Annotated in this window: 10 protein-coding genes; 3 read left to right on the forward strand and 7 right to left on the reverse strand. The window is 57.2% G+C overall.

What is annotated here, in order from left to right; translation table 11 throughout:
* Positions 1-11 precede the first annotated feature (11 nt).
* Genes EYQ49_08805 through EYQ49_08825 form a run of 5 tightly spaced genes read right to left on the reverse strand, consistent with a single transcriptional unit; the run spans position 12 to position 5,019 of the window.
* Positions 12-968: an SDR family NAD(P)-dependent oxidoreductase gene (locus EYQ49_08805; protein ID HIG25974.1), complete on the reverse strand. Its 957-nt coding sequence runs from the start codon at positions 966-968 to the stop codon at positions 12-14.
* The gene (locus EYQ49_08810) at positions 965-1,957 is read right to left on the reverse strand and encodes an NDP-sugar synthase (GenBank protein ID HIG25975.1); all 993 of its coding nucleotides are present in this window, start codon (positions 1,955-1,957) and stop codon (positions 965-967) included. The genes EYQ49_08805 and EYQ49_08810 overlap by 4 nt, the downstream gene beginning before the upstream one ends.
* Before the next feature lie 6 nt (positions 1,958-1,963).
* A complete protein-coding gene (locus EYQ49_08815; protein HIG25976.1) occupies positions 1,964-2,650 on the reverse strand; it encodes a hypothetical protein in 687 nt (228 codons plus the stop codon).
* Positions 2,651-2,682: 32 nt separating this feature from the next.
* Entirely contained in the window at positions 2,683-3,912 is a 1,230-nt protein-coding gene (locus EYQ49_08820; GenBank protein HIG25977.1) for a glycosyltransferase WbuB, read from the reverse strand.
* Between the two features lie 3 nt (positions 3,913-3,915).
* Positions 3,916-5,019 (reverse strand): glycosyltransferase family 1 protein, encoded by a 1,104-nt coding sequence (locus EYQ49_08825; protein ID HIG25978.1) that lies wholly within the window; start codon positions 5,017-5,019, stop codon positions 3,916-3,918.
* Between the two features lie 122 nt (positions 5,020-5,141).
* Between EYQ49_08825 and EYQ49_08830 the strand changes: the two genes are divergently transcribed.
* Positions 5,142-7,151, forward strand: coding sequence for a glycosyltransferase (locus tag EYQ49_08830; protein ID HIG25979.1), 2,010 nt, complete (start codon positions 5,142-5,144; stop codon positions 7,149-7,151).
* Here EYQ49_08830 and EYQ49_08835 read toward each other — a convergent pair.
* Positions 7,148-8,563 carry a LytR family transcriptional regulator gene (locus EYQ49_08835; protein HIG25980.1) on the reverse strand — a complete coding sequence of 472 codons (1,416 nt, stop codon included), beginning with the start codon at positions 8,561-8,563 and terminating at the stop codon, positions 7,148-7,150. The genes EYQ49_08830 and EYQ49_08835 overlap by 4 nt on opposite strands.
* A gap of 56 nt (positions 8,564-8,619) precedes the next feature.
* Here EYQ49_08835 and EYQ49_08840 point away from each other — a divergent pair, with 56 nt between their 5' ends.
* Positions 8,620-9,456: a 4-amino-4-deoxychorismate lyase gene (locus EYQ49_08840; GenBank protein HIG25981.1), complete on the forward strand. Its 837-nt coding sequence runs from the start codon at positions 8,620-8,622 to the stop codon at positions 9,454-9,456.
* On the opposite strand, the gene EYQ49_08845 is transcribed toward EYQ49_08840, so the two are convergent.
* Positions 9,453-10,244, reverse strand: a complete 792-nt coding sequence (locus EYQ49_08845; GenBank protein ID HIG25982.1) for a biotin--[acetyl-CoA-carboxylase] ligase — start codon at positions 10,242-10,244, stop codon at positions 9,453-9,455. The genes EYQ49_08840 and EYQ49_08845 overlap by 4 nt on opposite strands.
* Positions 10,245-10,261: 17 nt before the next feature.
* On the opposite strand from EYQ49_08845, the gene EYQ49_08850 reads away from it, so the two are divergent.
* Positions 10,262-10,891, forward strand: a 630-nt coding sequence (locus EYQ49_08850; GenBank protein HIG25983.1) for an ATP-grasp domain-containing protein, incomplete at its 3' end; no start/stop codon positions are given.

Raw genomic sequence — 10,891 nt, forward strand, 5'->3', positions numbered from 1 at the left:
GACCTCTTTCGCTAGTTGGCGCGAAACCAGTCCATGGTGCGGGCTACGCCTTCGGCTAGTGAGGTATCAGCTTTCCATCCGAGAGCATCGGCAGCCCATGAAGCATCTAACGCTGAGCGGTCGAGTTCGCCCAAGCGGGCCGGGGCCAGTACCGGGTCGGCGGGCCCGCCAATATCTGTAGCCATTGCTTGGTAAAGCTCGGTTACTGAGGTTTCTACGCCGGTTCCGATGTTGCAGAGGTCCACTTCGTTCACCAAAGCAGCCCGCATAAAAGCATCAACCACATCGCCGACATAAACAAAGTCCCGGGTTTGTTCGCCGCTGCCAAAAACTGTGCAGGGTTCACCGGCCAGTAACCGACCGGCAAAAATAGCGACCACACCGGCTTCACCGTGAGGGTCTTGGCGCGGCCCGTACACGTTAGCTAAGGCCAAGGCGGTGCCGTCCACCCCGTGCAGGTGCCGGTAGGCGGTGAGGTAATGCCCGGCGGCCAGTTTGGATACCCCGTAAGGTGACCGCGGGTCAGAGGGCAACCCCTCCCCTAGCGGCAAATGTGTCGGGTCGGGTTCGCCATAGAGGGTGCCGCCGCTCACTGCTACTACCACTTTGTTGGTTCCGCCTCGGCGTGCTCCTTCTAACACGCGCAGAGTGCCCAAAATGTTTATCTCGGCATCAAAAATGGGGTCAGATACCGAGTGCCTTACATCAACTTGGGCCGCTAAGTGAAACACTACTTCTGGTTTGAGGTCAGCGATAAGGTCGCTGGTTTCCGCCTGCCGTACGTCAAGTTCTTTTACCGATAAACGATTCCCGTAGTTGGCTCTTGCTGATTCAAGGTTGGCTTGCCGTCCAGAAGAAAAGTCATCCACCACCATTACTTGGTGTCCTTCGGCCAAAAGTCGGTCTACTAGAGTGGAGCCAATAAACCCGGCGCCACCGGTGACTAGTGCTGTTTTTTCTCTCGTCATTTAGCCAAGGTTAGGCCATCAAGCACTGTCTCTGCGGGTACGTGGGCTTCATGGCCTACCACCGACAGGTTGCGTACCGTGGCGCCTTCGCCGACTGTGGATCCCCAGCCGATAATGGCGTCTTCTACTCTGGCTCCGGCGGCTATGTGTGCGCCAGCCAGCAGTACCGAGTTGCGCACTACCGCACCGGTTTCTACCATGCAGTTTGCCCCGATTTCTGAGCGTTCGACCGTGCCTTTGATTACCGCGGTCTGGTCGAGACCGCAGTGGGCGGGGCCGCGTTGGCCGTCTAAAAAATCTAATTGCGCTTGTAGGTAGGTCTCTGGGGTGCCGGTGTCTACCCAGTAGTCGTCGGATTCCCAAGCGAACAAAGACCCCGCTTGGGCCATAGCGGGGAATACTTCTCGCTCTACCGAAACCCGTCGGCCTGCAGCAATGTGGTCAAGCACCGTGGGCTCGAACACATAGGTGCCGGCGTTTATCCAGTTGGTGGGGGCGGTCCCGGGGGCAGGTTTTTCTACGAAGCCCAGCACTCGACCATCAGCGTCGGTGGACACCACGCCGTAGCGGGAGGGGTCGTCTACCGGGGTGAGGTGCAGGGTGGCTTGGGCACTAAAACCTTGGTGGCGTTCTACCAACGCAGAAACATCTAACCCAGTGAGCACGTCACCGTTGAGCACCAAAAAGGTGTCATCAATACCGGCGTCTAAGGCGGCAAAACGTACCGCACCGGCGGTGTCTAGGGGCTCAGGTTCGATGGCGTAGTGCAGCGGCAGGCCAGCGCACACGCCATCGGGGTAGGCCTCTTGAAACGCCTCGGGGGCGAACCCTAAAGAGAGCACTACTTCGGTTACTCCGTGTGCTGCCAAATGCTCAACCACGTGTTCAATCATGGGTTTGCCCACAATGGGCAGCATTTGTTTCGGTGTGTTCAGGGTAAGCGGTCGCAGTCGGGTGCCGAAGCCACCGACGAGTACCAGCGCCTGCACGGCGAACTACTCAGCCAGCGTGGTGGTGGTCTCCACCGGTGCGTTGCCTGAGTCAATGGCCCGAGGGTCTACTGATTCGAGGAAGGTGAACCGCTCGGCTCGTGGCAATGGTGGGTCTACGTCGGCCGGCACAAAAGCAATGGTGAAGGCTTCAAAGTTTTTTAAGAAACGCACGTTGGTCAAGTCTTCGGTAATGATTTCTGGGTCACGTTCGCGGTCTTGGCTGTCGAAGCGGGCAATCTTTAACACCGTGGGTTGACCACCGCAATCCGCACCTTCGGTAATAATTTCACCGGTGTCAAGTTGTAGAGAGGTGTCGTCGATAAAGCCACCGTATGACCCGAAGAATTCGCCCAAGTTGGCTTTATCGCCGGAGGCTTCTGAGTTGAAGGGGTGAATGTGCAGTAGTCCGTCGGCGTGGGTGTGAATACCGTTGGGGTCGTTTTCGTTCAGAATCTTGGCCCGGTAGGTGTCGCAGACGTAAATGTCGTAGATGGAGTGCCAGTGGTCGCCTACCCGGGGGGCGGCGGAGGCTTCACGGGTTACCCGTGACCAACTCACTAGGGATACCCCAAGAATGACCACGAGGGCCAACGCCACGGGGTAGCCGAAGGCTTTCCGTTCACCGGTTCCGCTGGTTCCGCCAAGCCGCGCTGCGCGGGCTACTTTTTTACCTGATTCTCCACGTGCCATAGAGCGTTACGTTATCGGCGCTAAAGCAGGGTTCACCCTTTAGCGAGCCCTTTGGCAAGTTCTTGGTACTTTTGTGCAATTTGGGTAGCGGTGGGCCATTGTTTTACCCAGTTGCGTCCCGCTTGACCCATTTCTTGACGCAACTGAGGGTCGTCGAGCAGTTGTTCCACGGCGGCGACAAAAGCTTCAGGGTCCTCGGGGGGCACGCTTAGCCCGGCTTGTACTTCACCCAGTACCCGGGTTACTTCAGAGTCGGGGTCGATGCTGGCCACTATTGGGCGCCCGGCGGCCAGTATGGAATACATTTTTGAAGGCACGCTCGAGGCCCCTAAGCCTTTGCGCAAGAGAATCAGGTGCAGGTCGGCGCTGGCTAATACTTCGCTCAAACGGTCAGCGCTTTGGTAGCCCACCATGACCAGGTTGGGCAAACTTGCGGCGGCCGCTTTTAACTCAGCGGCAGCCACCCCGTCGCCGTTTATTACGTAGATCACGTCGCTACGGTTTTGGTGGCGGCGGGCGGTTTCTACCATCAGGTTCAACGATTGTGAGTGCCCAAGGTTGCCGGCGTACATGACTACGGTGCGCTCCCCGAGCCCGTGTTCGGTGCGGTAATCAGTGACTCGGTCTTGGGGGGTGATAGCCGTGGTGTCGACAAAATTGGGGATGACCGCCACCGGCGGACCACCAGTGCCCACCTTGGCGGCCACGTTGGCGGCCAAATCGTCAGAAAGCACGGCCACTGTTTGGGCTCGGCGGTAGCAGAAACGTTCAAGGCCCTTAAAAAAACGTATGGCAGGTTTTGAGGTCAGCGCCCCTACTTCTATCGCTACATCGGGGAACACATCTTGGATATTAAAAATCAGCGGGCATCGGTGGCGGCGGGCCGCTACCCATCCGGCCAGGCCCAAAGTTAAGGGCGGCGAAACTGCCAGCACTGCATCGAACCGTTTTCGGGTAAAGACCGAGGCCAAGGTGGCCAGCAGGGTGAAGCCGATAAAACCCATGGCTCGACCCAGTAAATTACTTTTGGCCGACGGAAACGGGTAGCACCGGGTCACGGTGGCACCAGCAAACTCGCCGTGTTGCCGCCAACCGCGGCCTTTCCAGTCGGGGTCTACGGCGTGTTTTTTGTACCACGGCAGCGAGGTCACCACGTGTACTTGGTGCCCGGCGGCCGCCATTTCGGTCACTAAGGCTGAAACCACCACCCCGGTGGGGGCGGTATCGGGGGCCAGGTGGGGGGCAATAACTAAAAGACGCATGGCTTAAATTTCGGCTATCAGTAAACGCCAAGCCTGCTCAAGTTGCGCCGCGGAGTACTCCCACCGGTGGGCTTGGGCTCGGGCTAGCCCTTTTTGGGCCGCTTGGTAGCAACTATCGGGATCGCTAACCAAACGATCTAGAGCCTGTACCCAAGTGGCGACATCGTTGGGGTCGGCTAAAAGTGCAGGGTCGTTTACGAGGTCGGCGGCTGGGGTGCCGGCGCCGGCTACTACGGGCACCCCCATGGCCATGGCTTCGAGCACCGGAAGGCCAAACCCTTCGTAAGAAGAGGGAAAAGCCAGCACAGTGGCCGCAGCCATGCGCTCAACCAATTCGTTTTCTGACACGCGCCCGAGGCGGTCTATGCGGTCGGTGTGGGGCGAGTTGGCTACGGCGTCTATCACTTGGGCCTCGGCCCGACCTGCTCCCCCGGTGAGCACCAACCGAACCTCGGGGTGGCGCTCTGCCAACTGGTTAAAGGCGTCAATAAGTACCAAGTGGTTTTTGTGTGGGTAAGTAGCGGCGGGGTACAAAATGGTAGGAGGGCCTGTTGAAACAGCAGGTTGCTCGGCCACTTCGGGCACCCCAGATGACACGGTGACTATTTTTTGCGGGTCTATGGGGAACCCTTCGCTCAAGCGTTGAGTTACTCGGTCGCTTACCCCTACTACGACGTCGGCTCGTCGAATTGACCGCGGAAGCGCCCATGAAAGGTAGGCCGCCTTAGTTGTTGAGAAACGCTCCGGGTGGTCGAGCGGTTGGAGGTCGTGGATGGTTACCGCAGTGGGCCGGCCGGTGCGCCAGGGAAGCCTCCCCCCAAAGTGATGAACCGCCCCGGTGGCTCGCCTCGCTAACCAGGTTGATTCGGCCAGCACTCGACGGCCCCGCGAGTAGCCATTAACTGGGCAAACCTCGATTTCGAAAGACCCGACAAGTTCGGGGTGAGCGGTTTGGAATCCGTCGAGCACGTAAAGCACCGGGCGAATGTCTGCCGGCCCGTGTTGGGCGTAAGCCGACAGTACTCGTACGGCGTATTCTTCGGCGCCTCCCACACGGCCGGGTACCACCGATAACAAGTTCACGGCAATGGTTTGGGTGGCAGGCATCACCCTTTACGGTAGCGGGTTTGGCTGCGCTGGCCGGTGTACCAAAACGTGGTGTCTCAGCCCGGTACCCTTCTGGTGTGCTGAGACATGAATGGCGGCCTCTGGGGCCCAAAGCGACCGAGGTGACCGTTCCTTGTGTTCCGTCGGTTGACTTGGTGGCTATTGACCTGCCCGATGCCCCGGTTGGGTGGGTCCGGTTAAAGGTTTCGGTGGTTTCGGCTGATCCGCAAGTTGTCGGGGTTTCTTTGCTTGCGGCGAGCGGCCAACGTTTTCGTTTGAGAAAGAGCGGCCAAGGTTTTGATCAGATTCTTTTGCGTCCTGCTGAAGCCGGCCATCTTGAAGTTTCGGGTTTAGCGCTTTCAGAGGTGCATGTTTCTCTGGCCCCCTCATCGCCTTGGGCGGCCCGCTGGCGGGTGGCTCAGGCCGTGACGGCCGATATACGGCGTTTGGGCATTCGCCGCCGCAATTTACGTACGTTGGGCATCATGTTGCGGGCCCGTGATTTTTCTAGCATCGGGCAGCGCTTAACCGCTCGCTATCACCGTGCTCCACAGGCGGCTTCAACTTCCAGCAGTGTGTTAACCCCAGAGGGGTGGATGCGACGCTTTATGACCTTAACCGAAGCCGAACAGTTGGCTCTCGAAGCGACGCCTGTTGCGGGGCCAAGTTTTTCTTTCATTGTTACGGGTGAGGGTGACCCGTCAGTGGTTATCACGAGTTTGCAAAACCAGTTGGGGGTCGACCCAGAGGTTTTGGTGGTTGACGACCCCAATAAAGGCTTAGCGGCCGCAAATGGCGATTGGGTGGTGCTGACTAACCCGGCTCAACGTTTTCACCCGGCCAGCGTTTTTGCTTTAAGCCAGGCTGCTCAGAACCCAGAGGTCCACTTGTTGGTGGCCGATGGTTGCTACGAAACCGACGGCCAAGCAACCAGTATCTGGGCCAACCCACCGTGGAACCTTGATCTTATTTTAGAAGGCGAGGGGGCGGGCCCTTTGGTGGCGGTGCGGCGTGCCGTTGCGCTAGAGGTAGGCCCGGTGGTTAGCGACGTTTGGGCTACGCCAACCGACCTGGCTCTCAAGGTAGTAGCTGCCCATGGCGAAGCTTCGGTGGCTCAGGTTCCTTTTCCTCTGGTTACTTCAGTCGGTTCTCAAGCGCATGAGCTTGACCAGGTGGTGGCCCAGCATCTTGAGCAGGCTTGCCCGCAGGCCAAGGTGTTACCTGGCCTTACTTCTGGCACCCGACACGTTCAATGGCCGCTCCCCCAACCCGCTCCCTTGGTGTCGGTACTCATCCCCACCAAAGATCGAGCGGCTTTGCTCGAGCGTTGCCTTACCGGCCTGTATCAGCACACCGAATACCCCAACATTGAGATCATTTTGGTGGACCATCAAAGCACCGAGGCGGCGGCCCAAAAGATTTTGGCTCAATCCGCAGAGCGGCCAAATACTCAGGTGTTGCAGTTCTCTGGGCCTTTCAATTTTGCTGCCATGAATAATTTGGCTGCTCAAGCAGCCAAAGGCGAGGTGCTTTGTTTGCTCAACAACGACACCGAGGTAACCCACCCGGGGTGGTTAACCGAGTTGGTAGCGCAAGTAAGCCGGCCAGAAGTTGGTGCGGTGGGGCCGATGCTGCGCTACCCGGACGGCACGGTGCAGCACGCTGGTTTGCACCCCAATTTGGGCAGTTTGTACGGCCACGGCCACAAGCACTTTCCGCCAGAGAATTTTGGTTACCGCAATCGACTGGCGACCGCTCATCGGGTAGCGGCGGTTACTGGGGCTTGTTTGGTCACCCCGAAAAGTCTTTGGACCGAGTTGGGCGGCATGGACGAGGCTTTTGCCGTGGCTTATAACGATGTGGACTATTGCTTGCAGGTACGCCAAGTCGGCCATCAGGTTATGTGGACCCCTTACGCTGAATTGATTCATCATGAGTCAGTAAGCCGAGGCTACGACGAGCACCCCAAAGAAGGTGACCGTTTGGCCCGCGAAGCCGGTTTGCTGCAACAGCGCTGGGCCGACAGTTTTGCTGACGACCCGGCTTACTCGCCCAACTTGACGTGGGAAGACACCAACTTTTCTTTGTCCGACAACCCGCGCACTACCCCACCTTGGCGAACCGTCCGCTAGTCGTTGCCGAGACCCACTCGAGCCACCGTTTCAACTTCTTCTAATGTTGCGGGTGGCCAGCGGTAGGCGGCAAAGTCAGCACCAAGGGTCAACTCAACGGTGCCGCCAAAGTCATCGACGTAAATAAATCTTGGGGTGGGCTCAATATAACGAGCCACCAAAACGCCTTGAGCAAAGTACTCAGGAGCCACTCGAATAGTCGTTTCGTCTTGTAGGTCTCCGACCACCGTTTCTACCGCAAAACCTAAGATAGCCAAGTCACCTTCGACGGTGGCGGCGGCGCTGTCGCCACGGGCATCAACGAGAAGTACCGGCACTTCTTGATTATTTACCGTTTCACCACGAAACACTTCGAAAGCAACTTGGCTTTCGCTGGTGAGTTTGAGCACCGAGATCTCCCCGGCCCATCCGTCGGTAACCGGTAATACGTGTTGAATCACATGATCAGGTTCAATGTCAACAAAAGATTGACCGAGGTCCATTAGCTCACCCAGCGTGATGCGCTCATCAAAAACCACCATGCCGGCAGCGGTTTCAATCAGGTCGGTGTTGGTCAACAAGGTGCTGATGTCTTGGTCAACCATTTTTTCTAACATCAAAATCATGAAGTCTTGTTGGCGTTGGTTGCGCTCCATGTCGTTTGAAGCTCCTACTCGGCGCCACCAACCATCAACTAAAGCTTCCATTTTACGACTGCGAACATAAGCCAAAGCGGTGGGGCCGTCGAGGGTATGGCAGCCTGCGGTGTTCATAAAAAATTGTGAGGCGGGGTCACGCATGGCGGTCTCGAAGCACATGTTTACCCCGCCGACCAGGTCAACGATCTGTTCAAAGCCGTAAAAGTCCACTACCGCAAAGTTGTGAATGGGCACGTTGAAGTTGGTGCTGATGGTTTCAACCAAGGTGGGGGCGCCTTGTTCGAGCCCTCCTACCATCAATGAGGAAGCCAATTTTTCTTCGCGAAGAGGCACTCCCTCGCTGTAGATAGGCAGGTAAAGGTCACGGGGGATTGAAATCAAATGAATGCGGCCCATTCCGGGGTCTACCCGGGCCAACATGATGACGTCGGCCAAAGCAAACCCTTCGGGGTGGTCGCGTTGAGCGGCCGGATCGTCGGGGTCGAGGCCAATAGCGCTGTCGGTGCCGATGAGCAAAAAGTTTCGGGGGGCTTGGGGGTCGGCCGCTACCGGCACCAATACGTCGCCAGATTCTGACACTTGAGCCGGGGTAGTTGGTGCGGGGGCTAGCACCCCGGCCCCTACTTCAATGCGCACGATGCTGCCAATGACCTCGTCAAAGTCGGTGAGGCGGCTTGAAGCAAAAACGAGGCCAATAGCCAAAGAGAGGCTAAAGCCAAGGATGATTCGTTGTGGCCACGAGCGTCGCAGCCCGGCAGCAGAAGATCGGGGCACCACTAAAGGTTAGCAGTGACACCGTGATCCTTGACGGCGGGTCTACGCTTCGGGTTATGACTGATTTTTCTTCGGGCGCTTGTTGGGTTAACGGTCAACTGGTTGACCGTTCTACTCCTACTGTCTCTGCGCTAGACCACGCCATTGTGGTGGGCGATGGGGTGTTTGAGACCTTGCAGGTGATTGACGGTACTCCGTTTGCTTTGACCCGCCATTTGGCTCGTCTACGTTTTTCTTCTGATGGTTTGGGTTTGTTGCCGCCGGATGCTGGTCAGGTGCGTGACGCCATAGCGGCGGTTTTGGATGCCGACCCGGTGGCGGGGTTATTGCGTATTACTTGGTCGAGTGGGGCGGGGCCGTTGGGTTCGTCTCGTGGCGATGGCCCAGGTACGTTGATTGTGGCTACTCAGGTGGCCAATAGGTGGGAAGCCACCACAAGAGTCCACCTGTGCCCTTGGAGTCGCAACGAGCACGGGGCCCTGGTTGGCTTAAAAACTACTTCGTATGCCGAAAACGTTTTGGCGCTCGATGCCGCCCATCAAAACCAGTGCAGCGAGGCCTTGTTTTTGAACACGGCAGGCTTGGTGTGTGAGGGCACGGGCACCAACCTTTTTGTGGTGGTAGACGACCAACTGGTTACTCCCCCGTTGTCTTCGGGGTGTTTAGCCGGCATCACCCGGTCGCTGATTCTTGAGGTTACTGATGCCCAAGAGCGCGACTTGCACCCTGATGAATTGGCTTCTGCTTCGGAAGCTTTTTTGACTTCTTCAACGCGAGACGTGCAGGCCATTAGCCACATTGATGATCTGGTTCTTCCATTTGCTCCGGGTTCACAAACCCAAGCGGCGGCCGCTGCTTTTGCCGAGGTATTAGCGAACCGGCTCGACCCTTAAAGCGCCCGCAGGTGAACCACGTCACCTACTGAGATCACTTGGCGGCCTTCCTCATTTTCTATCACCAGTTCCCCAGATGTTTTAAAGTCAACGGCTCGGCCCGTTAGGTCACCGACTGACTGCTCCACGCTCACTTGCTGGCCGATCGTTGCGGAACATTCCAGCAACTCTTGCCGCAACAACTCGTCCCCATTGGCGGTTTCCAACGTTTTTAATTGTTTCTCAAAACCCACCAGTATCTGTACCAACAAATCAGCAGGGTCAATGTTGTTTACTTTTACTGCAGCCAGCGAGGTTGCCCCGGGTGGGCCATCATCGTTCAGCGGCCAACCGATGTTGCAGCCCATGCCCACGATCACTGTTTGTGGATCGTGTGGGGTGCCTTGGGCCAAAATGCCCGCCACTTTGCCGCCGGCGCTTAGCAGCACGTCGTTGGGCCATTTGACCTGGGCCTCCACGGCTAAAGCTTTAAGCGCATTGACTAGAGCCAAGGCCAAGGCTGGGGTCACCAACGGCGTTCGTTCGGGTGGTGCTACCAACTGCACGACCACAGAAAACAAGAGGTTTGCGCCAGGTGGTGCTTCCCATGTGCGGTCTAAGCGTCCGCGGCCTGCGGTTTGGTGTTGCGCAGTGAGCACCAAACCTTTTTCATCAGTCCGTAACAACAAATCGGCATTAGTGGAGCCCGTTTCGGGCACAGTTTCCACACACCCAAACCGAGTGCCATCGAGCTTTTTTTGCTGTTCGGACGACAAAGTGAGTGGTTTAGGGTGCAGGTCGGCGTTCATGCGGGCAACCTTAGGGCATGTTTAACAAAGTTTTGATCGCTAACCGTGGGGAAATTGCTGTTCGAGTCATTCGGGCCTGCCAAGAAATGGGTATCGCTACGGTGGCCGTGTATTCAGATTTGGACCGTGAGGCTTTGCATACTCGTTTGGCCGATGAGGCTTATGCCCTGCCTGGGCAAACGGCGGCCGAGACTTACTTAGATACTGAAGCCATTTTGGCCATCATTGAGCGCAGTGGCGCCGATGCAGTTCATCCGGGGTATGGGTTTTTCTCGGAGAACGCCGATTTTGCTCGGGCGATTACCGATCGTGGGGTGACCTTTATTGGCCCTCCGCCAGAAGCTATTGAGGTTATGGGCGACAAAATTAGTGCCCGTTTGGCCGCTGAAAATGTTGGGGTGCAAGGCGTCCCCGGCACTACTGATTTCATTACCGACCCGGCGCAAGTACAGGCCTTTGGCCAAGAACACGGTTACCCCATAGCCATCAAAGCGGCTTACGGCGGGGGCGGCCGCGGCATGAAGGTGGTGGCCAGCGAAGAATCGATTGAAGAAGCTATTGAGTCTGCGCAACGGGAATCGTTGGCTTACTTTGGGCGTGATGAGATTTACATGGAGCGCTATCTAACTGCTCCTCGGCACATTGAT

Source organism: Acidimicrobiia bacterium (assembly GCA_012959995.1).
GTDB lineage: Bacteria > Actinomycetota > Acidimicrobiia > Acidimicrobiales > MedAcidi-G1 > MedAcidi-G2B.

What these genes read in the sequence shown, in the direction of transcription:
- EYQ49_08820 (HIG25977.1), bottom strand. Translation starts at nt 3,912, where the DNA reads ATGCGTCTTTTAGTTATTGCCCCCCACCTGGCCCCCGATACCGCCCCC.
- EYQ49_08825 (HIG25978.1), bottom strand. Translation starts at nt 5,019, where the DNA reads ATGCCTGCCACCCAAACCATTGCCGTGAACTTGTTATCGGTGGTACCC.
- EYQ49_08815 (HIG25976.1), bottom strand. Translation starts at nt 2,650, where the DNA reads ATGGCACGTGGAGAATCAGGTAAAAAAGTAGCCCGCGCAGCGCGGCTT.
- EYQ49_08805 (HIG25974.1), bottom strand. Translation starts at nt 968, where the DNA reads ATGACGAGAGAAAAAACAGCACTAGTCACCGGTGGCGCCGGGTTTATT.
- EYQ49_08840 (HIG25981.1), top strand. Translation starts at nt 8,620, where the DNA reads ATGACTGATTTTTCTTCGGGCGCTTGTTGGGTTAACGGTCAACTGGTT.
- EYQ49_08845 (HIG25982.1), bottom strand. Translation starts at nt 10,244, where the DNA reads ATGAACGCCGACCTGCACCCTAAACCACTCACTTTGTCGTCCGAACAG.